The organism is Leptolyngbya sp. O-77 (assembly GCF_001548395.1).
Lineage (GTDB): Bacteria > Cyanobacteriota > Cyanobacteriia > Elainellales > Elainellaceae > Thermoleptolyngbya.
Map to the genome: position 1 here is coordinate 5,056,139 of NZ_AP017367.1, position 23,407 is coordinate 5,079,545.

Consider the following 23,407-nt stretch of genomic DNA (forward strand, 5'->3'; position numbering starts at 1 on the left):
CGGATGAGTCTGGGCTGTGCTATACAGAATGCATCGATCACCAGCCCATCAGCTACCTAATCCAGAGTACCCTAACGACGATAGTTTATTGACCTCTGTGGGGAATACTGGAGGCATTCGTGATAATCCACGCTCGTTCAGGGAATTTTTCAGACGGGTCATGGGCAATGGGCGAATCTGGCGATCGCCCTTTGCAGCGAAATGCCGTCAGGCTATCCGAACTAACGCTCGGAATGCCCAAGCTGACTTCCGCAACCCGATTTCCATAATCCCGTTTTAGAACTTGTAAACCGCAAGTTCACTCTCGCTTCCTCCAGCAGCCCCAGACACCCTCTGGCATTAGCGCTGGGACAATAACTCTATACAGGCTATAAACCTCTCAGCAGCAGCTATGGCTAACTCTTCATCCCAACGTCGTGCCCTCGTTGTCCAGCATAATTTTTCGCCGTTTAGCAACAAGCTCATCCAGGCGGGCTACGTCAACAACGACCAGATGCAGCAAGCCCTGGTGGAAAGCCGCAAAACAGGGCGACCGCTGACAGATGTGTTGGAGATGATTACGGGTCAGCAGTTGCCGCCCGACCTGCTGCGTCAGTATAAGAAGCAACAGCTTTTTGAGCTTAAAATTCTCTACGGAGTTGAATCCCTCGATCCGGAACTCAACGAAATTTCGACGGCCCAGGTTGGGCAACTCATCGACAGCCTGATTCCCGTCGATCTATGCCGTCGCTATCGCCTTGTGCCGCTATCACGCACCGAAAGCAACCCACCCGCCGTGCTGATCGCAATGGTCGATCCCGATGACCTAGCTGCACAAGACGACCTCAACCGCATTCTGCGTCCGCAGGGTCTGGGGCTAATGCGGATGGTGATCACGGTTGAAGACTATCAGCGGATCATCTCTCAATATCTAGATGAGCAGGTCGAACGCCAGAAGCAGCTTGAGTTTCAGTCCAAGGTGGATGTGAAGGCAGATCTTGAAGGGCTGGATTACCTTGATCTGGAGGAACCACCCGACGATATCGAAGCAAACTTGGATGCTGCCCTTCAGGATGCAGACGCTGCACCTGTGATTGCCTTGGTCAACAAAATTCTGGTGAAGGCGCTTCAGGAAGGGGTTTCCGATATCCACATCGAGCCACAGGAAGAACATCTCCGCATCCGCTTCCGCAAGGATGGCGTGCTGCGGGAGGGTCTGGAGCCGCTGCCCAAGAAAATCGTTCCGGCGGTCACCGCTCGCTTCAAAATCATTGCTGATCTGGACATTGCCGAACGCCGAATGCCCCAGGACGGACGCATTCGCCGGATTTTTGACGGGCGCAAAGTGGACTTCCGGGTGAACACGCTGCCCAGCCGCTACGGCGAAAAGGTGGTGCTGCGGATTCTCGACAACTCCGCTACTCAGCTTGGGCTGGACAAACTGATCACCGACCCAGAAACGCTGCAAATTGTGCAGGAAATGGTATCGCGTCCCTTTGGTCTGATCCTGGTGACGGGGCCGACTGGATCGGGTAAAACGACAACGCTCTACTCTGCCCTGGCGGAGCGCAATAGTCCCGGCGTGAACATCAGCACCGCCGAAGACCCAATTGAATACTCCCTGCCGGGGATTACGCAGGTGCAGGTGATTCGCGAAAAGGGCATGGACTTTGCCTCGATTCTGCGAGCCTTCCTGCGGCAAGACCCGGACGTGATTCTGGTGGGTGAGACTCGTGACAAGGAAACGGCGAAGACGGCGATTGAGGCGGCGCTGACCGGACACCTAGTGCTGACGACGCTGCACACGAATGATGCTGCGAGTGCGATCGCCCGTCTCGAAGAAATGGGCGTCGAGTCCTTCATGGTGTCTAGCTCCCTCATCGGCGTGCTGGCCCAGCGCCTCATGCGCCGCGTCTGCCCCGACTGCCGTATTCCCTACAGCCCTAGCCCCGAAGAACTGGCCCGCTTTGGACTTTCGGCTTCTCGCGAAGCAGAAGTGACCTTCTATAAGGCCAACGAACTATCACCCGAAGAAATTCAGACCGCCCGCGCCCAAAATACGTTGTGCCCTACCTGCAAGGGCAGCGGCTATAAAGGGCGCTGTGGGGTGTATGAAGTGATGCGGGTGACAGAACAAATCCAAACCCTGATTACCGAAGGTGCGCCCACCGAGCGAATTAAGGAGGTGGCAGTAGAAGAAGGTATGAAAACGCTGCTGGCCTACAGCCTTAACCTGGTGCGTCAGGGCAGCACAACTCTTGAAGAGGTAGAGCGCGTTACCTTCACTGATACCGGTTTAGAGGCTGAACTCAAGGCCAAGCGCAAGAGTTCGCTGACCTGTCGCAACTGCGCCGCTGAGCTGCGCCCCGAGTGGCTAGATTGTCCCTACTGCACCACGCCTCGCTTCCAGGATTAGTGCTGCTGCTTGCCCTCAGGGCTGAACTGTTTCTAAAACCATTTCTAACTTGTCTTACTAAGCACAACCCCGCATAGAAGGAGCCACCCACATGGAATTGATGATCGAAGACCTGATGGAGCAACTAATCGAGATGGGCGGGTCGGATATGCACCTGTCGGCTGGACTGCCGCCCTACTTCCGTATCAATGGACACCTCGCCCCCATCAGTGATGAGCCGATGACCTCAGAGCAGTGCCAGCGGCTCATCTTTAGTATGCTCAACAACACCCAGCGCAAAAATCTGGAGCAAAACTGGGAGTTGGACTGCTCCTATGGCGTAAAAGGACTGGCCCGCTTCCGGGTGAATGTGTATAAAGATCGGGGCACCTACGCCGCCTGCTTGCGGGCACTGAGTTCCAAAATTCCCAGTTTCGAGAAACTAGGCTTGCCGGACGTGGTGCGAGAAATGGCGGAAAAGCCTAGAGGACTGATTCTGGTGACGGGTCCAACAGGTTCTGGCAAAACCACGACGTTGGCGGCCATCATCGACCTGATCAACCGTACTCGCGCAGAGCATATTCTGACCGTCGAAGACCCGATTGAATTTGTCTATGAACCCATTAAAAGCTTGATCCACCAGCGTCAGCTTGGAGAAGACACCAAGAGCTTTGCTAACGCGCTGAAGGCGGCTCTACGGGAAGATCCAGATGTGATTCTGGTAGGCGAAATGCGTGACCTGGAGACGATTTCACTGGCAATTTCGGCAGCGGAAACCGGACACTTGGTGATGGGGACGCTGCATACCAGTTCCGCTTCCCAGACGGTTGACCGGATGATTGATGTGTTCCCGGCTGAGCGCCAGCAGCAGGTGCGGGTGCAGCTTTCTAACTCGCTGGTGGCGGTGTTTAGCCAAACGCTGGTGCCCAAAAAGAACCCCAAGCCGGGTGAGTTTGGCCGCGTGATGGCTCAGGAAATCATGGTTGTCACGCCGGCGATCGCCAACCTGATTCGCGAAGGCAAAACCGCCCAAATCTATTCCGCCATTCAAACAGGGGGCAAATTGGGCATGGTGACACTGGAAAAGGTGCTGGCTGATTTGTACAAGGCGGGCACCGTTTCCTTTGAGGCGGCGATGTCGAAAACCTCTCGCCCTGACGAACTCCAACGGCTGATCGGCGGCGCAATGCAGCAACCCGCGCCGGGTGGTGCGCGTCCGGGTGCGCCCGTGGGCACTCGCTAGGGAAAAGCATTGGGGCAAGCGTTGGGGCAATGGGAAAGCACCAGAACAGCAGCCCCGATCGCCCGATCGATGGACGCAGGGCTTACTTAGCCCCCCCTTCATCCGGCTGCTGTTCACCCAACGTGCTGTCTGCTCAAAGCGCCCTCCGCTAAAGTTGCATCTAAAGTTGCACCAGAGTTGTGTCATTTTGAGCAAATTTCACTAAACTGCTAGGTATCAAAAATAGGGCTTGAAAAAGCGGAACCCAAGCTCTCGCTGACGGGCAAGCTTGCACTCCACCCAGCAAAATTCCTGATTCACGTCGTCTTGTCCCCCTTCTCAACCTGCCATGCAAACCTATGTTGTCCGCGCCCGCGACTCTAAGGGCAACCCAGTAAAACGCAAAATCAGCGCTGCCTCTCCCGCTGAGGCACGAACCACGCTGCGGGAACAGGGCCTGTTTGTGCAAGAGTTGGCTGAGGATCGCAGTCTGTTTGAGAAGCTCAACACGCTCGATCTCAAGGACATTCAAAACTCTTTTGCAAAGGTCACAGTCAAGGATAGGGCCGTTTTTTCTCGACAGTTTGCGGCATTGGTCAACGCAGGTGTGGCGCTGGTGCGTGGTCTGGGAGTGCTGGCAGATCAGTGCCCCAATCCCAAGCTGAAAAAGTCGCTCCAGGCCATTAGTGCAGATGTGCAGCAGGGAACGAACCTGTCGGATGCGATGCGTAAGCATCCGGAGTGCTTTGATGACCTGTATGTCAGCATGGTGCAGGCTGGCGAAGTCGGCGGCGTGCTGGATGACGTGCTGAATCGGCTGTCCAAACTGCTGGAAGACATTGCCCGATTGCAGAACCAGATTAAATCTGCGATGGCGTATCCGGTAACGGTGGGAACTATTGCCATTCTGGTGTTTTTGGGCATGACAATTTTTCTATTGCCCATTTTTGCAAATATTTTTGACGAACTGGACGCAGAGCTACCTGCGTTTACCCAGCTCATGCTGAATATTAGTAATTTCCTAAGAACGCCAATTTACCTGATTGCGCTGGTGATTATTGTGATTCTGGGAGCTTTTGCCTATCGCCAGTATTACAAAACCCGCGTGGGTCGGGAAACGATGGATCGCTTTTTCCTCAAGATGCCGCTGTTTGGCGATCTGGTGCAAAAGAGCGCGACGGCTCGCTTTTGCCGGACGTTTGGGGCGCTTTCTCGCTCTGGAGTTCCAATTTTGACTTCGTTAGAAATTGTGCGCGATACGGCAGGCAATCAGGTAATTTCTAACGCCGTGGATGAGGCGCGAAAGGAGGTGCAGTCGGGCGGCATGATTAGTCTGGCACTCCAGCGGGAGCAGGTGTTTCCACTCATGGCGATCCAGATGATCAGTATTGGTGAGGAAACGGGCGAGATCGACTCGATGCTGATGAAGGTGGCAGACTTCTATGAGGACGAAGTGGAGCAGGCTGTAAAGGCGCTGACCAGCATCATGGAACCAATCATGATTGTGTTTTTGGGTGGCATGGTGGGGTCGATTCTGGTGGCGATGTATCTGCCGATGTTTGCGGTGATGGACAATATTAAATAGACAAAATTAAATAGGCCAAAGAACAGGCGAGGACACACAAACGCCGCTTCTTGTCTAGACAACCTATCTTTTAGTAAGAACTCAAGCAAGATGCAGAGCAAGGGCGGACGAAACTGGAGCGATCGCCCTCCTTCGATTCATCTAAGTCCTATGGCGAACCTGCAACTGCGCTACGAAGAACTGCTGGCTGAGTACAGCGACCATCGGGGGGCGATCGCCCTGCTCAAGCAATATCGCCCTTACCTGGAAACCGTGCCCAGTATGCGCCGCCCGGACGACAGTGTGATTACCATTCCGCTGCCGGTGGTGCGGGTACGGCAGGCGGGCGTGTCGGCTGAGTCGGGCGGCGCAACGGTGTCGGCAGGTGAGGTGCTGCGGCTGCCCTGCGACGTGGCAATTCTGATGTGCGATCCGGAGTGGCAGGTGAAAACCGGGCCAGAAATCTTCGTCTTTATTTATCGTCCTAATGAGGACTTTTCGGAATTGCTAAGCCGCTGGCGGCGCACCCAGGTGCTTCTCGACAAGGGCTATGAATGGCTGATGCCGCCGCGTCATAAGCACATTCTGAGTGAAGCGGCTGAAGAAACTCACCCGCTGTTTGTGGTGTTTCAGGACACGCCGGAGCGGATTCGTCGGGGGCTGCGGGGCGCTGGGCTGCCGTTTGTGGTGCAGGCGATCGCCGACTGGCCAGAGGACGAGGATAAGGCTCTCTCGCCAGAGCGGGCTTCGTCAGAAGTTCTGGAAACTGAAGAATAGAGGTCTATCCCGGAAATTCGCTCTGGCATTGGGCATTAAGCAGGCATCCCAACAGTCAGCGCGATCCAGATTGTCCAGGTGTCTATCAACAGCAGCAGGAGCGTCAGCCCCAGCAAAATCAGATACATCCACGGCTGAGACAGCGGGCGCACGTCGGTCGTGTCGATGCCTGTCTTGGTCTGCACCAGCGACACTAGCCGAGCAAAGCCTGCCACCCGCATCGGCAGCAGTTTTGCATCGCCTGCTTGAGTCAAAAAGTAGTAGACTAGTCCGCCCTGCCCGGTGGAGCGCGGCTTGAGTGATGTAATCTCTGACCAGTCTAGGCTCCAGCCCTTTCGCAATAAATCGGGAACCCAGCGGGGATAGGCAACCTGAATGCCCGTATTGGTTACGATCACTCGCTCGCTGAGGGCGGCGTAGAGGGCGATCGCCCCTAGCCCCAGCGCTACTGCCAGCGCACTTGGCGGCACGGGCGACGCGATGTTAAGCGCCACGTACACTCAGCAAGGCAGAGCAGCGCGACATAAAACAGCAGCAGCGTCAGGCGGATCAGCGGCGAAATGCGGAACGTCTGAGGCAACTCTGGCAACGGCGGAGATAGCGATTCAGCGGAAGAGGTAGCCATAGAACTTAGAAGTGAAAAAACTAGGGCAGGTATTTTTGCACCACGCTCCAGCCCGACAGAGAGACAGCCAGAAAGCCTAGGAGCAAAACCAAATTCGTGCCTATATGGAGCGATCGCGCCCAGGGTCGTCCGGCTCCAATCTGCGTGGCGCTACCCGCAGACAGCAGCACCAGCGCCACCACCGTCAGCCCTGCGACCAGATGCACCGAATGCCCCAAACTGCCGTAGTAGCCCAGCGTTCCAACCAGCCCAATCGTTAGCAGTAGCAGCACCAGCAGCACCAGCAACCCGCCCAGAGCCAGGTGGAGCGATCGCAGCCACCCGGATCTGGGAACCGCCTGACGACGACTACGCCGCATCCAAACCCCGCTGATCCCCAGCAGGCTATAGGTCAATAGCGATAGCCCCATCGACCAGGCCGCAATGCGCCAGAGCCAGAGAAAAGAAGGAAGGTTCAAATTACCATCCAGGATAGATACATAGATCCTTTACGCAAGCCAGGTTGCCAGACGGCTAGCACCCAGCAATTATCCTCATTATTGGCTATTTGGGGGACTGGTTGAACAGTCGGTGCAGGTCTGAAGCAGCTCTGATGAGGTGGCTACAGAGCGTCGTCACTGGAGATCCTAAAAATTTTGAGAACTTTTTGTGACAGGTTTAGTGATAATCTGAAAAGTGGCAATTTTACGTTATGTTAAAGCTGTCACGAACCCCTCAAAAAGCTGATCAGACGATAGGCGAAAGCATGGTCACCACAGCAGAGAAAACTAATATTGGCTACATTACTCAGGTCATTGGGCCCGTCGTAGACGTGCGCTTTCCCAGTGGCAGCCTGCCTCAGATTTATAATGCATTGACGGTTAAAGGACAAAACGCCGCTGGGCAAGAAATCTCGGTTACCTGCGAAGTGCAGCAGCTTCTAGGTGACAACCAAATCCGCGCCGTGGCGATGAGTTCGACCGATGGACTGGTGCGGGGCATGGAGGCGATAGACACGGGCGCACCCATCAACGTGCCTGTGGGAACGGCAACGCTGGGAAGAATTTTTAACGTACTGGGTGAGCCGGTTGATAACAAAGGTGATGTGGCAACGCAGGATACCCTGCCAATTCACCGCGAAGCTCCTAAGCTGACCGACCTGGAAACCAAACCCTCGGTGTTTGAAACTGGGATTAAGGTGGTTGACCTGCTCACTCCCTATCGCCGGGGCGGCAAAATTGGCCTGTTCGGCGGCGCTGGTGTGGGCAAGACCGTGATCATGATGGAACTGATCAACAACATTGCGACCCAGCATGGCGGTGTGTCGGTGTTTGGCGGCGTGGGCGAACGCACCCGCGAAGGCAACGACCTCTACAACGAAATGATTGAGTCGGGTGTGATCGACAAGGACAACCCTGCCAACTCGAAGATTGCGCTGGTGTATGGCCAGATGAATGAGCCGCCCGGAGCGCGGATGCGGGTGGGTCTGTCGGCGCTGACGATGGCAGAATACTTCCGGGACGTCAACAAGCAGGACGTGCTGCTGTTTATTGACAATATCTTCCGGTTTGTGCAAGCAGGTTCTGAAGTATCTGCGCTGCTGGGCCGGATGCCGTCTGCGGTGGGCTATCAGCCGACGCTGAGTACTGACGTGGGGGCGCTGCAAGAGCGGATTACCTCGACCCGCGAAGGTTCGATTACCTCGATTCAGGCGGTGTACGTGCCTGCGGACGACTTGACCGACCCCGCCCCAGCAACGACCTTCGCCCACCTGGATGGAACCACGGTGCTGTCTCGCGGCTTGGCCTCCAAGGGCATTTATCCTGCGGTAGACCCGCTGGATTCTGCTTCGACCATGCTCCAGCCGGACATCGTGGGTGAGGATCATTACAACACGGCTCGTGCGGTGCAGGCGACGCTCCAGCGCTACAAGGAGCTTCAGGACATCATCGCGATTCTGGGTCTGGATGAACTGTCGGAAGATGACCGTCTGACGGTGGCCCGCGCTCGCAAGATTGAGAAGTTCCTGTCGCAGCCGTTCTTTGTGGCGGAGGTGTTTACGGGTGCCCCTGGCAAGTATGTGACGCTCGATAAAACCATCCAGGGCTTTAAGAAGATCCTGTCGGGTGAACTGGATGATCTGCCGGAAGGGGCCTTCTACATGGTGGGCGACATTGACGAGGCGATCGCCAAGGGCGAAAAGATGAAGTCTGAGGGCAAATAATTTCTAGGTTGCCAGGTATGTACGATTCACGCTGTACATACCTGGTTTCAGGTAATCTGCACACGACTTCCTCCGACTCGCTTTTGATCCTCTAACCCCAATTCAACGTTATGCCGCTAACTGTTCGAGTCATTGCGCCAGACAAAACGGTCTGGGATTCTCCGGCAGAAGAAGTGATTCTGCCCAGCACTACGGGCCAGCTTGGTGTGCTGAGTGGACACGCGCCTATGCTGACAGCTCTGGATACGGGCGTGATGCGCGTCCGTGCGAATAAGGACTGGGTGGCGATCGCCCTGATGGGTGGCTTTGCGGAGGTCGATCAGGACGAGGTTACGATCCTGGTGAACGGCGCAGAGCGTGGCGATGCAATCAACCAGGAAGAGGCGCGGACTGCCTTTAGTGAGGCTCAGTCCAAGCTTAACCAGGCTCAAAGCGGTGGCTCTCGCCAAGAGCAGCTTCGTGCAACTCAGGCCTATAAGCGGGCCCGCGCTCGGTTTCAGGCATCGGGTGGCATGGTACAGTAACCTGACGCTCGTCGGTTCGATTCATTCTGGTTTCATCTCACCCAAACGCGATAGACAGACACTATTTCAGCGCAGGTCTGTCCATCGCGTTTTTGTTTTCTCGCTTTTTTATTGGCTAACGGCTGTTGACCTGTCACAGCTTAGTTTCGCAGTTTATTGGTGTGTTTGCGACAGGTGGAAGGGATTGAAGTTGGTGTTGCGATCGTAGTAATCTTCCTGTTCCTCCTGCTTGAGCCAGCCTGTAATCGCATAGGTGGCGGGTGTAAAGAGAATCTCCACGCCGCACTTGAATAAATAATTGGACACAATGAGTGGCCACAGCAGGGAGTTTGGCACGACCCCCGTAAAGGCGATCAGCACAAATAGCCCGGTGTCGAGCAGTTGACCAATTAGCGTGGAGCCAATGGTGCGGAGCCAGAGCCAGCGTCCGGCCGTGCGAATTTTGAGCTTTGCCAGCGTGAAGGAGTTGGAAAACTCTCCCGCAACGTAGGCAATCAGGCTTGCTGCCACGATGCGCGGCGTTTGCCCCAGAATGGTTTCATAGGCGGCCTGGTTGCCCCAGTCGGCGGCGGGTGGCAGCGCCCCCACAATGGCGAGCGTGATTGCCATCACCAGCGCTGACACAAAGCCCAACCAAATTACCCGGCGCGATCGCCCATAGCCGTAGACCTCGGTCAAGATGTCGCCAAAGATATAGCTAAGGGGAAATAGAATCGTGCCGCCGTCGAAGGTAAACGGGCCAAGGGTCAAAATCTTGGTGGAGGCAATGTTGGAGATTAGCAGCACTGCGACAAACAGCGCGGTAATGGTGTCGAGATGCTTGAATGCACGCATGGAATCGGGGATTGGAGGGGGAGGGTTGGCATACACAGAAAAGCCGGCATTTCAGACCATGTGGGGGCTGAAGGACCAGCTTTTTGAGGAAACGAAGAATGACGGACTTTTTTGAGGGCGATCGCGCTCAATCCGCTTGCCCAATGCAACCTAAATCAGCTTTACGGTTCGCAGGGCATAGTATAGACCAATTGCGCCACCAAAGGCGATCGCCAGCATTAGCACGTAAGCAACAAATCCCATCGTACCTATTCTCCTTCACCATCAAACTGGATTGCTCTTTCTTCAGGACTTACGCACTTGCGATAAGCTCTTTGGTCTTCGGACAATTTCTCGCAGGCTACGCCCGCGAGAAATTGTCCAACTGCGTAAGTCCTGTTTCTTATTGAATCATTGATTCGGGGTTTGAAACCGTTTTCGCTGCCGATGCTTGAACCTGAAACCCGCTCAACACGCTATGTATGCTCCAGTTAGCGGCCTCCAAACCCAGACTTTTGCGTTGGTTTGGCATTGGTCTCTAAAGAGGTGATGAACGCCTGAGAAGCTTGTTTTGCAAAGGTTCTAGCCGACTTGCCGCAAGTAGTCTGAAATCTGCATCAGCTATGCATTCTAGAGGCTTATCACCTGCTAACAGTCCAGTGCCCATAGTAAAGCAAGGACTATTCTGAAAAAACCTGAAAGAAAAGACCAGAGTTGCATGACTGCCAAAGGCTTCACTGACGCTGGAAACGTGGTAAAGGGCTAAAGGGCCGCCAGTGCTGAAACACCAAGTGCAGCTAGATTGTTCATTGCCAGTCTGACTGGCTGCGGTCAACGCAAATACTCAATGCAGCAAAATGCTCTGCTAGTAAAGCTTTCAATGATGCAGTTTATTTCCTGGACTTAATTTGGACTATTCTTTTAACCCCTGTAGGGCAGCCAGGCAACGCTAGTCTTCTGAATCGATAACGCTGTAGCGATCGCCCTGCTCCATTGAAAACTCTGGCGTTTTGCCGCCTCAACCCTAACACAGCCCGTGCGGAAGAGCGCAGAAGTTTGATTGCAACTTCAATTGTCAGATCCGAATAGCGGAGTCGAGTCATATTCCTAAAAAGTCTTAATTTGAGACTATTAATCCATTTTCTGGACTCTTTTTAAGATTAAAAGTCTTTTTATAGGTCTAATAATGAGCGTGTTTGTCCAAAAAGAGACAAAGGCGACTGCTTTTTCAATCAGAGAAATAAAATACACTAAAAAGCTCGTCCAACAAAGAGACTTACATTATCTTTTTAAGACTTAAAATAAGACAATAAATCCAATCGAAAGACTATTATCGAGATAAATATTCTTAAATATAGACTCAAGGTAAGACGGGTCGGATAAAATTAAGACAAGCGCAATTCTTAAAAATTCTCGTCTGCAAATTCATGGACAACCGAGTTTTCACCACCCCCGAAGGACTGCTGACCGTCGAAGCTGCCCAAAAAGTGCTGAATCGCTCCCGTGCTTCGGTCTACCGCTATGCCAACACCGACCCAAATACCCTAAATCCGCCCTATGACCCATCGCGGCTCAACCCAGAATTGCGCCAATCGCTCGAAGATCCCATCCTGTTTCACCCCAATGAAGTTGCCCGCTTTGCAGCCGATATCCTTGGAATGAAACAAGTCACAATTCAGGTTCAAGAATCAGCAGAAACCACCACCCACAAGCTATTGCGGGCGATTCTCTCAGAACTTCAAAGCATTCGAGAGCTACTCGAATCTAAGCCCCCAAGTTGAGCAGTGGAGTCATTAAAAATAAATTAAAAATAAATCGGGATGCGGCATTCTTCCAGCAGGCGATCGCCCTTTTCTTGCAGCGCTTGAATTTCTGCCTCAAGCCTTGCAGGAACAGGCAAACTGGCGATCGCCAACAGGTCTCGAAGACGATAGCGCCAGTCGTGCCGCAGCAGACACTCACAGTGATTTCGGAGGGAGTTTTGCTGTAAAAAAATCCTGATCCGCTAGTAGAGATTCTAAAAACTCAACCGCATTACTTTCCCTTGGAAAATCAATTGCGCTGTTTTCCCAATCCATCAACTCCGCCACACCCGACCCAAACGGACGTTTCCCAACGATCGTGCAGCCGTAGAGCCAACCCTCTACCCATCGATACAGCAAGGGAGAATCCTGATAGAAACGCGGTACGTCGCTCGCTTCAAAGCAAAGGCTAATCTTTGCATGATTGAGCAACCTCGAATGGAGCATCCCATGCTCGCCTCGATCAAGCAGATCAGGCTTTGAAAAAGTGGAATACAAATAAAAGCGATCGCTCTCCGCCTGTCCAAATCGCTGATGAAGCTGTCGATGGATCGCTTCATTTCGACGACCATAGCTCAAGATATCAATCCAGCGGTGCCGCCGATTGAGTTCCACACCCAACGTATTGGTTGCCAGCGGCAAGTATATTGCATTAATGCCGTGCATCTCTCTCACAGAATCAGCCATATCTTGACTGATTGTAAATAGATAGTCTAGGCAGGAAATAGCAGTAGGATTGAGGTGATTTGCGCTAAATCCATCCAACAGGTAACCAATTCTTACATCAAACCGTTTTAGCAAAGGGCCGAGCACATGCATCGACAGTAGAAACTGCGACCCAAGCCCCACAATCAGCAATACATTTATCCCAGAATCCAAACTGGGCAACTGCTCCAACTCATACCAGGAGCGAAATAGGCGATGCCGATATCGTCGCGTAAAAGCCACATAACGATCGGAAACTTTCAGCGGCCCTAGCCGAATTGACTGGTTATGCGTGGGATAGAGAAAGACAGGCTTAAAAATACTGGATAGAACTTCTTCTAGATTCTGGCTGACTGACCAACCTACATGTTGATTATCAGGAGAATTTTCAGAAAAGACGTAGAGATTCAGCCCCATATACAGCAACAGCTAGGAGTTTTAGAAGATAGAAATCAAGATACTGTTAGCAGGGCTGTTTCATTCTAAATTTCGACTTTTGTGTATCTACGAGAATGCGACGTTCCAGGATTCGGTGATTTTAACCTTCGATGACTGAAATCGCCTAAGCTCGTCGCCCAAATCTAGAATGAAATGACCCTGATACTGTTAGCCTGGAGAATACAAATACAACATTGCTGTAGAGTGCATCCCACTTTTGCGATGAGTAAAAGTGCTTAGTTCTAGACTTTGGCGATAGCGATAAACTTTGAGTATTGTACTTTTACCCGATACCCGTCATGGACGCTGAGAAAAAAGCCCAAATCCAAGCCCATGCTCGTGCCCTTGCCGCTCTGCTATACGAGGAAACTGACCCAGAGCAAGTGAAAACGTTGGCAGGGATTGAGGCGGCAGTGCGAGGACATCTGCTCGAACATGTCAGCCCAGAGATCGGGGATTTTTTATTGCAACAAGTAGCGGCACGACAAGTGGACGAAAGCGTCGCATCGAGAGCATCCTTGGACAACTGCAAGTGAGTGAGAAACAAGCTCAAATTCTGGAGGTGAAAGCGTACACACGATGGAGTCCTTACCTGGAGCGGTGTTGTTTGTTGGTGAGTGCCAATGAATCGTATGAGCGGGCGGCAGAAGACATTGAAGTGTTGACTGGGATAAAGGTTTCTCACCAGAAGTGTTGAATGATAGCAAATATGTTTAAAAAAATAGCCCCTAATCGTGTAAACTAGAGGCTATAAAAAAGAAAATAATGTTAGTATCATGATATCAAACTTTCCTGAGATCGTCAAAAAGCATCTGGGCCACCTCGCCACGGATGACTATCCGGTTCTCAACAGCTTTCTATTTGTTTCTATTTGGCTCTCCTTGGTTCTCGATCAGAGTCAAAGCAGTATGAGGAGCGTCTTCAAGCGCTTAAATATTCGTGGCATCAAGGTCAAGATTTCTACTTTTTCTAAAGCCAGCAAGAACCGTGATCCCCAGATACTTTATGATCTTTTTTGGGTATTGAAGCAGGAACTCCACAAAAGGCATAAGATTGATGCTGCAAAGCTGACTTTATTTCCGCTGGATTCAACCATTGTTAGTTTGACGAGCAAGTTGCTCTGGGCGCAGGGTATTCACCAAGTAAAGCTGTTTAGTGGTTTAGATTTAATGACACATGAGCCGGGGGGTGTTTTATCCACTTTGGTCAAGGTCATGACAGTAAACATGGGAAGGAAACGATCGATGCTGTGCCTGATAATAGTGTCGGGGTCATGGATCGGGGCTTTTTTAGCCTAGCTCGAATTCGCTATTTACTGAATCAAGAGAATCGCTACTTTATCGTCAGAATCAAGAATAATATTAGTCTCAAGATGCTAGAAAATGGCAACTTCTTGATTGGCACGGGTAAGGAGCAAGTTGAAGCACGGGTTGTCGCCTTTTGTGATTTAGAATCACAAACAGAATATCGCTTGTCAACGAATCTACCGATAGGGGGAGAAAATACCATTTCCAATGAGGAAATTAGCGAATTTTATCGTTTGCGTTGGCAGATAGTTTTTGTGAATTTCTGAAGATGCATCTGAAACTAGATCGACTAATTACTAAGAATGTGAACGGGATTGAGATGCAGATTTATGCGTGTTTGGTAGCTTATGTGATTTTGCAATTGGTGACAATTCCGAAAGAATTTGGCAACAAAGTATTAGATAAGCTACGATATTTACAGGCTTTTATGTGTGAAAATATCAGTTATGCCCACTGGCTCCAAAAATTAGTGTTTTGTTGACAAAACCAGCTTGCCACAGGATTAGTGTGTCTATTTTTAGAAAAGAAAATCTTAAGATTCAACACTTTTGGTTTCTCACAGTACTCAACAGCGATTAGTGCATCGTCAAATCTTTGAGTTACCGCAAGTGGAAGAAACGGTTGAGGAGATGAGTATCGATGGAGGTAAAGTGCGATTGCGAACACCCGAAGGAGAACCGAGTGAATGGCGAGATTACAAGGCAGTGAATCTGCACGAGTCCTGTGTTGCTGCCTTCTTTCAAGACAATGAGCAGTTGGTCAACTGGGTCAATGTTCAGTCTTTATCTGACCCATTGACTTGTATTGGAGATGGGCATGATGGGATCTGGAATGTCTACACCCAGATTGGCAACCAGACCCAAAGACGGGAGATTTTGGACTGGTATCACTTGGTTGAGAATTTGGGCAAAGTGGGTGGTTCTGTGCAACGTTTAGATGCCGTGGAAACCTGTTTGTGGCAAGGCGATGTCGAGGGCGCAATTGCACAGTTTGAGGATTGGCAACACGAGCGGGTTACGAATTTCGTTAGCTACCTTAACAAGCATCGACAGCGGATTGTCAATTATGGCTACTATCAAGCTGAAGGAGTCTCCATTGGTTCCGGGGCAATTGAATCGACCGTTAAACAACTTGGGCGGCGAATCAAGATATCGGGGCGCAGTGGGACAAAGATAACGTTCCGCAGGTGCTGAAGCAACGTTGTGCCTACCTCAATGGGCAATTCTCAACATGAGTCTTGCAAAATTGGGATGCACTCGTAAAGTATCAGGTAGCGTTTCCTTGAGACTGTAAATTATTTTGTGTAAGCGGTCAAAATTAGTTCAAACATCAGGAGACCGCCCATGCCTCGCCGTCGTCGCCCCCAAGATAAAGTAGACCACCTGCTGGATGAGCTGCTTGCCGATTACTCCACCCCCGAGCAAATCCTGGGAGAACAAGGACTGCTCAAACAACTGACCAAACGACTGGTGGAACGAGCACTGCAAGCAGAATTGAGCCATCACCTGGAAACCGAAGTCCAAGCTCCGCCTCCTGAAGAAACCAGTTCCAGCAAGCGTCGCAATAGTCGTAACGGGTACTCCTCTAAAACCGTCAAAGCAGACTGTGGAGAATTGGCACTCTCGATTCCCCGCGACCGTAACAGCACCTTTGAGCCGATTTTGGTGCCCAAAGGAGAGCGACGCTTGAGTGGGCTGGATGACAAAATCATGGCAATGTATGCCCGAGGCTTGAGCACTCGAGATATTCAAGCGCAACTGGAGGAACTCTATGGGGTGGAGGTTTCTCCCACGTTGATTAGCCAAGTCACCGATGCGGTCAGTGACGAGGTGCGTCAGTGGCAGAACCGCCCGCTGGCTAAGCTGTATCCGATTGTTTACCTCGATGCCATTCACGTTCATGTCGAGAAGACGGGCGGGTGAGCAATCATGCCGTTTACGTTGTCTTAGGTGTAACGCTTGACGGGATTAAGGAAGTCCTAGGGCTATGGATGTCTGCCAATGAAGGGGCAAAGTTTTGGCTCAAAGTGCTGACCGACCTCAAGAATCGCGGCGTAGAAGACATTTTCATCGCCTGTGTAGATGGACTCAAAGGCTTCCCCGATGCGATTGCAGCGGTCTTTCCCAAAACACGAGTGCAGTTGTGTATCGTGCATCTGATTCGCAACTCTTTGCGCTATGTGCCCTGGGGCAGCCAAGCCGAAGTCATTGCCGACCTCAAGCCGATTTATCAAGCGGCCACGGTAGAGGAGGCTGAGACCGCACTAGAAAACTTCGCTGATAAGTGGGACAGGCTCTATCCCACGATTTCCCAGATCTGGTTGCGTCACTGGAACAACATCATCCCCTTCTTTGACTATCCACCAGACATTCGCAAAGTGATTTACACCACCAATGCAATCGAGTCGCTCAATCGCTCGTTGCGTAAGGTGCTCAAGACAAAGGGATGCTTCCCCAATGAGGAATCGGTCTACAAGCTGCTCTACTTGGCGCTTAACAATATTGCCAAAAAGTGGACGATGCCGATCCGCGATTGGAAAGCAGCACTCATGCGTTTTGCCATTGAGTTCCCCGATCGCTTTCCTCAGTTCTAAGCCTTACACAAAAAAATTGACACTCTCGTTTCCTTGCTTGACAGTCTCAACTGTTGCCCAAGAATTCCTAGAGCAAGCGATGTTTCAAGCAAGGCTTCAATTCTCTTTTCAGGTTCAATAGCCTTGATTTTTAAAAGGTCGGGTTTATCTAGAGACAACAGTTGATATAGATTCGCAGTATTAGCTCTTGCTGGAGTAAAATTTGGTGCCTCATTGAAACTTAAATCTTGAAGAACTTCTTCTGCTTGCTCAAATCTTTTTTGTCTTAAGTTCTCAAGTGTTTCTGAGGATAGATTCAATTCACGAGCTGCAAAATTAAAAATCTCTTTGAAGAGTGTTCTTCGGCTACGAAAAGTTTTTGCCTGCAAAATTTTAGATGCTTTTAACTTAGCATAAACTTCTTTGTCGTCTGAAGTGATGAGAAAAAATCTATTTAGGGCTTCAATTTTCTGAAAAATTTTTTCATTCTTTGTATTCAGAAAAAAGACTGTCAATTTATACGGAATTTCAGAGAAAAAATCATAATCTTCCAGAAGATAATCATCAAATAGGATACCAAAATTTATATGGGAAGGTACATAAATCCTTGTGTTTGCTAAATGCCAATCTAGTGGATTAAGAATTTGTATAATGCTTTTAGGTAGAAAGTTTATTGAATCAAGCCACTCAGATACAAACATTTCTGGAGGCTCGTAATTGATTGATTCGGGTCTCGTTCCAATCAGAAAATATTGAATTCGATCTTCTAACACAGGTCTAAAAAAGTTTTCTTCCTCAAAAGACGATGATTGCATAGTTGATTGATTCATCCTGCTGAATTTGCTTACAGTACTTCTGCAAGATGCTAACACAGGTACTAATGCAAAAACTTGTATTAAAAGTTTCCAGAAATAAAGTGATTGGTACACGCATCAGAAGTGCTGTCCTCAACAGACTCCCAAGCAGCCTAACGGTTCGGGTCAGCGGTTGCCAGTACCTTTGCAGCTCACCCAAGCGGCTTCGGTCAATCCGCTGCACCCGAATTGTTAGGAGGCGGTTGAACTTTAGAACTACTCAACAAAACCTGAACCTCCTCAATACTCAACGGGGGAGAACGGCGATGAATCATGGCATGACAGTTAGGACACACGGGACGTAAATCTTTGACAGGATCAACCTCGTACTCTTCGGCAATCTCAGAAATGGGACAGAGATGGTGTACGTGAATAAAACCCTCGCCTAATTCTCCGAAAACCGTACCAAAATTGAATCCACACGCAAAGCAACTTGTTCCATAGTGAGCTATGCATCGTTGACGAGCTTGGGGGCTTCGTTCATAAGCATTAACTGAAACTTTGCAAACTGCGCCTTCTCGGAAAACTGTAGTCTCATCAACTTCATCAGGAAACGTGACCGACAAAGAACTTTCAGGTGTAACCCAACCCAAAACTTCGAGAGCTTCTGCAACTTCTGGATGCATTTCCCAGAAAAATCGGTAGGGATTGCGCTCTTCATATCCACTAGACCAAACAGACCACCATCGATGTGTACCAACTTCTCGCTGACTTGGCTCAAACCCTGTTGCCTCACAAAATAACCGTCCTAGCCGACCATACAGCAGATTGATTGCGCCACGCCCGCTTTCAATACCTATTAACTCTGCAAGCTGGGTTGCTGTAGCAGTACGATTTGGGGCGTAATACTGCTCTTGTAGCAAACGAACCTGTGATTCATTGATACGAGAACGGATCGCAGATAAACCTGACACATACTCGTCAACAGTTGGGATTGCACTTGGTTTGAAGATGTGACCCATACCAGGCACTTTCTGATTGTGATTTAAGCGTCACACTAATGGTCTTTCGGTTGCGCCCCCACAGATAACCTTGAGCCGCCTAACGACCAAGCTCACCGGACGCAGATAACCTTGGCAACTCAACCGACCAGCTTTCGGCGTTCCGGTGCAGCGACTTGTTAGCTGGCTGGCGCAACACAACCAATCTCAAATTTGATTATCTACTTGAGCGTCCCAAGACTTTATCCATAACTCTATTCCATCTACTTCTAGTACTAGAAAGCGTATCACTTAGCCCAGGAAAAATGGCACCTAATGCTTGAATTACTGTAGATGGAATTTGTACTAAATACATTAAAGCAAATTCTTTGCGACCAAAAGATATGATTGTCACGGAGTAATTACTAAAAATAATTCTTGACAAACAGAAGACTTTAAAGCTTCTCACTGAGTCACAAAATATATAAATTCTTTGAAAAGGATAAGCAAGATTTTCTAAAATTTCCTTTGCAAATAAAAGATTATGCAGGGAAGTAACAGAAGCCTCTTCAAGGATAAACTCCTGATCAACTTCCCTCTGCTGGAGAAGCTTCCGCATTAGTCCTGCTTCTGAATAGGGCGAATTTTCTACAGTATATCCTCCACAAAGAATTAGCTTATCTATATCACTAGAAGACAAAAAGAGTGAGATAGAATCTGCATAAATTTCTAGGTCATTTTCTAATGAAACCCCATAACCACATATAATTCCTACATTCATGATTACTATCTCACATAGTCCACTTTTTATTACCAAAAGTCCAGACCAAGGCTAATTTTAACATTCTGCGGAATCTTGTTCGATTTAGAATGCCAAGGTTGTAGTAAAGATAAAACCCTTTTAGCAAATAAAAAATAGCCTTCAAGAAATTACGTTTATTCCAGAATGCTAATGCCAAATCTAATGTCGAGCTTGCAGTTCCGTGACGATTACCTATCATCTTTCTAGTATTCAGTGAACGTTGAAAATGGTTTTTGGCTTGATCAAAATTTCTTTGAGCTAAGCAAATAAGTCCCATTTGTTCATAACAGTCTGACAGTCCCCACTGATTATCAAATTTCTGATATCCATTAATTGAGAACTTGCACAGATCTTCTGCCAGATCTGGATTACCTTGATTCAGAAGAACATATGCTAAGTGATGGCTAACCCAAACTACTTGACTTTCACTTTCAATTTCAGTTGCTTGCTTTTTTGCTTTTTCTAAAAAAGTTCTTGCCTGTTCATAGTCCCCAATTTTTCTTGCGATGATTCCTTGATGAGCAAGAGGACCTATAATCTTATGAAAAAGTCCTAGCTCCTCTCTTAAAGAAATGACCTCACTATATAATCTCATTGCATCTTGAAAATGACTAGCATTCATTTCAAAAAAAGCTAAATTCTCTAAGATATCTGTTTTTAGCTCCTTGATTTTTGCGGTATCCACAAAATCGCTTTTGTCAGCTTTAAGCAGAGCAGAATTTAAATTTTCTATCCCTTCTTTATATGAGCCTGAGTTAACTTGCCGCATTCCAAGGTATGCCAAAGACTCAATATGTATCTCTGTACCTGATAGCGATTTATTGAATAGCTCTTCTAGTAGCACTCTTGCTTCTTCTAGTTGATTATTTGTCGCTGACATGGCTCTTGCTTTCAACAACTCAACAAATGTCAAGTCATGTTCATAACCTTCTAATGAAGTGAGAATTTCCTGTGAAATTGCTAGTAATTCCCTCGAAAGCTCATTAAATAAAAGATACTCATACAAAGGTAGTGAAATATTTGAATTGATTGGAAGAGATTTGTGAAGAATAATTTGTATCTTTTCCCATTCTTGAAGTTCGCACAAAAGATGTAATGCTTCCTTATATCCTTTTGTCTTCTCAAGCGCAGAACTTCCAGGTTTGAGTTTTCGACGTGTAAGCCAATTGACAATTCCAATGTAGTTGTCAAGTTCCTGGCTAGAACAATTGTCAGCCAAGGTTTGCGGACAGATTCCTAGATCCTTGAGCAATAGTTCATTATCTGATGATGAGATGGAAACCATATTGTTAAATGATGATTATATTGTGCTGAATAATTCCAGTCGATGAGAAATTGCAACACTTCGGATTAGATTATGTTGACCTACTAGCTGTTCATCCTCTTCATCAATGCCTCCATCTTCAACAAGGTAACGATCTCGCAAAGCCTGCATAGAGTTCCTTTGCCTTTGCCTGTCGTAACCCCTGTACTCAAGGTGGGTCAACCACCAGTTTTCCTGCACTTCACAGCGATAAATTGATGATGCACAAAGCAATAAATAAGCATCCGGAACATCACGCTTAAGGCGCTCAAGTGTTCTCTCAACTCGTTCTCTAACCAAGTTCCGCAAAGTTCTTGTGTAGGAATCAAGATTCCATCGATCATCAACACCAGTTGTAGCACCTGATTGACGGGCTAAATCTAAATCTCTTTTAACATTTTCAATGTAAAGTCCATTATCTTTCCAATATGCTTCAACCCTGCTGTTATATTTCTGTTTGATTTCTCCTGCAATAACCCTTAAAGCAAGAGGATGACCATCATAAACTTGTCCAATTACCCTTAATGGACTGTCAGCTACTTCTAGTCGATCATCTAAATCAACTTTTTTGAATAACTTAATCTGTTCTTCAGCGTCTAATCCCTTTAAAAGCTTACAGAGCCAATAATTCTTATATCGATCAAACTCTGCCGTATCAAATTGAGTCGGCAGATCCTGAGATGTGAGGATAAAGCGGCTAGAGAAATTGGGTTCAGCAAGTAACTGAATGAAAAAGTTTGCCCACTCCGGATCAGCAAAACCACCCCATCCCTCATCTACATTACCTGTTAGCAGACACTCTAAAGAATCCATTAAAATAAGATGTTTATTCTCGCATAGCCTCTTTATAAGTCTACGGCGTAGCTGTTGAGGGTGGCGTTGATCTGGAGCAACGAACTCTCCCCAACGCTGAAGCCACTGGAAAGAAACGCTAACAAAGTCTGAAGATTTTTCCTGATTTTCAAAGTTTTCCCGATCCTCTATCCATACTCCTCGTAATTTCTCGACAAGCTTTTCAGCCAAGGCTGTTTTTCCGATACCTGTAAGACCAACAAGTAAAAGTACTCGATGAGAACTGTGAATTTTTTGACTTAGCTCATCGATGATAGGCTCTCGACCAACCCAATCCTCATCGTAGACGGAGAAATTAATGTAAGAAGTCTTGGTCTGGATAGGGTTCGTATCAATAAGTTTTTGCCAATCCTCAATACCGATCGCTTTACAGATGTTAATGAATGTGTCCTGCTGTATTGGTTGCCCTGCCCAAAACCTTTTTAGAGTTGATTCTGACGTGTAAGCCAAACCATACCAAGCTTCTTCTGTTTTCTTCCAGCCTTTTCTTCGTCGAATTTGATCCACATAAGTTAGCCCTGCTTGAGTTGCCCTAATCGTCGTTGCCATTGCGATGTATCACATTTTTAGTGTTTTCAGGTTCAATTTTGGCTCAGTTCCAGGTTAGATGTCATCTGCTCTCTTTATTGGGCTAATCCTAAGCCTTGTAAGGGTTTTGGGAGGTTGATGATGAAATTGTCGAGATCAAACAGAAATCATGCAACCTCAACAAACAACTACCGTGAGCCAAGCTACACCTCCTATTGCACCAATCAATCCTGAAACAGTTATGGAACATGGTGAGTCACCCACTGCAATCATTTTAGCTGTCACAATTCTTATTACGACCCTTATGGGTTCCGTGACCAACCTTGTTCAAGTCATGATTCGGGGCATTACTCAACACTCAAAGTCTACTGTGAGGTAAAACTTGACTGGCAACCGAGCTTCTTGATTACTGAGGCTCGGTTGTTCTTTTTATTTAACTGAGTCCGCCAAGTAGGGTATGCCCGTAGCCCTAAAACGAAGCCAGCTAACGGTGAAGCTCAACGGCGGTCGGTTGCTCTCGGTCTTGCTCAGAGTCTCTGTTCCGTCCGTTGCAGCGAGGTGTTAGCCTTCGCGATCGCCCTTCATCTCCCAACACCAAAACCTCTCGGCGATCGCCCCCCGACACCTCTCGGAACCTCAAACGGCTGACCCAAGCCTATCGCTGCTCAACGTTGGCATCTTACCCGAACGCTGTTGGGAGTGTTCGGGTTGACCGAGTTCTTGAAGAACTGCACCTTCGCAATTGGGGGCGAATCGCCCACCCACCCGAAAGCTAACTGAACCAGAGCGCTGAGGGCTAACGGTGAAGCTCAACGGCGGTCAGTGGCTCTTGGTCTCAACCAGCATCTCTGTTCCGTCCGTTGCAGCGAGGTGTTAGCCTTCGCGATCGCCCTTCATCTCCCAACACCAACACCTCTGGGCGATCGCCCGTCTCTCTCAGCACCGACACCTCTTGGCGATCGCCCCCCGATACCTCTCGGAACCTCAAACGGCTGACCCAAGCCTATCACCGCTCAACGTTGGCATCTTACCCGAACGCTGTTGGGAGTGTTCGGGTTGACCGAGTTCTTGAAGAACTGCACCTTCGCAATTGGGGGCGAATCGCCCACCCACCCGAAAGCTAACTGAACCAGAGCGCTGAGGGCTAACGTTCCCAACCAGCGGCGGCAGATAACCTCGAACTCAGCACCAGCGGCTTTCGTCCGTCCGCTGCGTTGGGGTT

20 protein-coding genes and 4 pseudogenes are annotated in these 23,407 nt (G+C 49.1%); 13 read left to right on the forward strand and 11 right to left on the reverse strand.

Annotated features, from left to right (window positions below; translation table 11 throughout):
- Positions 1 to 391 precede the first annotated feature (391 nt).
- From O77CONTIG1_RS21375 to O77CONTIG1_RS21390, 4 genes are all read left to right on the forward strand, one after another.
- Positions 392 to 2,395: a GspE/PulE family protein gene (locus O77CONTIG1_RS21375; RefSeq protein WP_068514935.1), complete on the forward strand. Its 2,004-nt coding sequence runs from the start codon at positions 392 to 394 to the stop codon at positions 2,393 to 2,395.
- A gap of 91 nt (positions 2,396 to 2,486) precedes the next feature.
- A complete protein-coding gene (locus tag O77CONTIG1_RS21380; RefSeq protein WP_068514937.1) occupies positions 2,487 to 3,617 on the forward strand; it encodes a type IV pilus twitching motility protein PilT in 1,131 nt (376 codons plus the stop codon).
- A 328-nt stretch (positions 3,618 to 3,945) separates the two neighbouring features.
- Complete coding sequence (locus O77CONTIG1_RS21385) at positions 3,946 to 5,181, forward strand: type II secretion system F family protein (RefSeq protein ID WP_068514940.1); 1,236 nt, start codon at positions 3,946 to 3,948, stop codon at positions 5,179 to 5,181.
- A gap of 150 nt (positions 5,182 to 5,331) precedes the next feature.
- Entirely contained in the window at positions 5,332 to 5,937 is a 606-nt protein-coding gene (locus tag O77CONTIG1_RS21390) for a hypothetical protein (protein WP_068514943.1), read from the forward strand.
- Between the two features lie 35 nt (positions 5,938 to 5,972).
- Here O77CONTIG1_RS21390 and O77CONTIG1_RS21395 read toward each other — a convergent pair whose 3' ends face one another.
- Genes O77CONTIG1_RS21395 through O77CONTIG1_RS21400 form a run of 3 tightly spaced genes read right to left on the reverse strand, consistent with a single transcriptional unit; the run spans position 5,973 to position 7,020 of the window.
- A complete protein-coding gene (locus tag O77CONTIG1_RS21395; RefSeq protein ID WP_286132454.1) occupies positions 5,973 to 6,431 on the reverse strand; it encodes a hypothetical protein in 459 nt (152 codons plus the stop codon).
- A complete protein-coding gene (locus O77CONTIG1_RS27315) occupies positions 6,383 to 6,562 on the reverse strand; it encodes a hypothetical protein (RefSeq protein ID WP_286132455.1) in 180 nt (59 codons plus the stop codon). The genes O77CONTIG1_RS21395 and O77CONTIG1_RS27315 overlap by 49 nt, the downstream gene beginning before the upstream one ends.
- A 20-nt stretch (positions 6,563 to 6,582) precedes the next feature.
- Positions 6,583 to 7,020 carry a DUF4079 domain-containing protein gene (locus O77CONTIG1_RS21400; protein ID WP_068514946.1) on the reverse strand — a complete coding sequence of 146 codons (438 nt, stop codon included), beginning with the start codon at positions 7,018 to 7,020 and terminating at the stop codon, positions 6,583 to 6,585.
- A gap of 287 nt (positions 7,021 to 7,307) precedes the next feature.
- Between O77CONTIG1_RS21400 and atpD the strand changes: the two genes are divergently transcribed.
- Positions 7,308 to 8,765 (forward strand): F0F1 ATP synthase subunit beta, encoded by a 1,458-nt coding sequence (gene atpD, locus O77CONTIG1_RS21405; RefSeq protein WP_068516879.1) that lies wholly within the window; start codon positions 7,308 to 7,310, stop codon positions 8,763 to 8,765.
- 110 nt (positions 8,766 to 8,875) lie between these two features.
- Positions 8,876 to 9,289 carry an ATP synthase F1 subunit epsilon gene (atpC, locus tag O77CONTIG1_RS21410; RefSeq protein WP_068514949.1) on the forward strand — a complete coding sequence of 138 codons (414 nt, stop codon included), beginning with the start codon at positions 8,876 to 8,878 and terminating at the stop codon, positions 9,287 to 9,289.
- Between the two features lie 153 nt (positions 9,290 to 9,442).
- Here the strand turns inward: atpC and O77CONTIG1_RS21415 are convergent, their stop codons facing one another.
- Together O77CONTIG1_RS21415 and O77CONTIG1_RS21420 are read right to left on the reverse strand one after the other, a co-directional pair.
- Positions 9,443 to 10,123 carry a queuosine precursor transporter gene (locus O77CONTIG1_RS21415; protein ID WP_068514952.1) on the reverse strand — a complete coding sequence of 227 codons (681 nt, stop codon included), beginning with the start codon at positions 10,121 to 10,123 and terminating at the stop codon, positions 9,443 to 9,445.
- A 150-nt stretch (positions 10,124 to 10,273) separates the two neighbouring features.
- Entirely contained in the window at positions 10,274 to 10,366 is a 93-nt protein-coding gene (locus O77CONTIG1_RS21420) for a cytochrome B6 (RefSeq protein ID WP_068514956.1), read from the reverse strand.
- 1,163 nt (positions 10,367 to 11,529) lie between these two features.
- Here O77CONTIG1_RS21420 and O77CONTIG1_RS21425 point away from each other — a divergent pair.
- Entirely contained in the window at positions 11,530 to 11,883 is a 354-nt protein-coding gene (locus tag O77CONTIG1_RS21425; protein ID WP_068514960.1) for a resolvase, read from the forward strand.
- 177 nt (positions 11,884 to 12,060) lie between these two features.
- Here O77CONTIG1_RS21425 and O77CONTIG1_RS21430 read toward each other — a convergent pair whose 3' ends face one another.
- Positions 12,061 to 13,026: a hypothetical protein gene (locus O77CONTIG1_RS21430; protein WP_068514963.1), complete on the reverse strand. Its 966-nt coding sequence runs from the start codon at positions 13,024 to 13,026 to the stop codon at positions 12,061 to 12,063.
- A 320-nt stretch (positions 13,027 to 13,346) separates the two neighbouring features.
- On the opposite strand from O77CONTIG1_RS21430, the pseudogene O77CONTIG1_RS24980 reads away from it, so the two are divergent.
- From O77CONTIG1_RS24980 to O77CONTIG1_RS21450, 4 pseudogenes are all read left to right on the forward strand, one after another.
- A pseudogene (locus tag O77CONTIG1_RS24980) lies at positions 13,347 to 13,729 on the forward strand (ISKra4 family transposase); the annotation flags it as partial.
- Positions 13,730 to 13,823: 94 nt separating this feature from the next.
- A pseudogene (locus tag O77CONTIG1_RS21440) lies at positions 13,824 to 14,835 on the forward strand (IS4 family transposase).
- Between the two features lie 64 nt (positions 14,836 to 14,899).
- Positions 14,900 to 15,588, forward strand: a pseudogene (locus O77CONTIG1_RS21445) (ISKra4 family transposase); the annotation flags it as partial.
- Between the two features lie 109 nt (positions 15,589 to 15,697).
- A pseudogene (locus O77CONTIG1_RS21450) lies at positions 15,698 to 16,947 on the forward strand (IS256 family transposase).
- Here O77CONTIG1_RS21450 and O77CONTIG1_RS21455 read toward each other — a convergent pair.
- The 5 genes from O77CONTIG1_RS21455 to O77CONTIG1_RS21470 form a co-directional block, all read right to left on the reverse strand.
- Positions 16,944 to 17,756: a hypothetical protein gene (locus tag O77CONTIG1_RS21455; RefSeq protein WP_068514969.1), complete on the reverse strand. Its 813-nt coding sequence runs from the start codon at positions 17,754 to 17,756 to the stop codon at positions 16,944 to 16,946. The pseudogene O77CONTIG1_RS21450 and the gene O77CONTIG1_RS21455 sit on opposite strands and share 4 nt — an antisense overlap.
- 194 nt (positions 17,757 to 17,950) lie before the next feature.
- Positions 17,951 to 18,742, reverse strand: coding sequence for an HNH endonuclease (locus tag O77CONTIG1_RS23930; protein ID WP_084782894.1), 792 nt, complete (start codon positions 18,740 to 18,742; stop codon positions 17,951 to 17,953).
- A 196-nt stretch (positions 18,743 to 18,938) separates the two neighbouring features.
- The gene (locus tag O77CONTIG1_RS23935) at positions 18,939 to 19,481 is read right to left on the reverse strand and encodes an ElyC/SanA/YdcF family protein (RefSeq protein WP_084782895.1); all 543 of its coding nucleotides are present in this window, start codon (positions 19,479 to 19,481) and stop codon (positions 18,939 to 18,941) included.
- A 10-nt stretch (positions 19,482 to 19,491) separates the two neighbouring features.
- Complete coding sequence (locus O77CONTIG1_RS21465) at positions 19,492 to 20,787, reverse strand: tetratricopeptide repeat protein (protein ID WP_084782896.1); 1,296 nt, start codon at positions 20,785 to 20,787, stop codon at positions 19,492 to 19,494.
- Positions 20,788 to 20,802: 15 nt separating this feature from the next.
- On the reverse strand, positions 20,803 to 22,206 hold the full coding sequence (locus O77CONTIG1_RS21470) for an ATP-binding protein (RefSeq protein WP_068514978.1): 1,404 nt from the start codon (positions 22,204 to 22,206) through the stop codon (positions 20,803 to 20,805).
- Between the two features lie 527 nt (positions 22,207 to 22,733).
- Here O77CONTIG1_RS21470 and O77CONTIG1_RS24985 point away from each other — a divergent pair.
- Together O77CONTIG1_RS24985 and O77CONTIG1_RS24990 are read left to right on the forward strand one after the other, a co-directional pair.
- On the forward strand, positions 22,734 to 22,961 hold the full coding sequence (locus tag O77CONTIG1_RS24985; protein ID WP_156435561.1) for a hypothetical protein: 228 nt from the start codon (positions 22,734 to 22,736) through the stop codon (positions 22,959 to 22,961).
- Between the two features lie 84 nt (positions 22,962 to 23,045).
- On the forward strand, positions 23,046 to 23,309 hold the full coding sequence (locus O77CONTIG1_RS24990) for a hypothetical protein (RefSeq protein WP_156435563.1): 264 nt from the start codon (positions 23,046 to 23,048) through the stop codon (positions 23,307 to 23,309).
- Positions 23,310 to 23,407 lie beyond the last annotated feature (98 nt).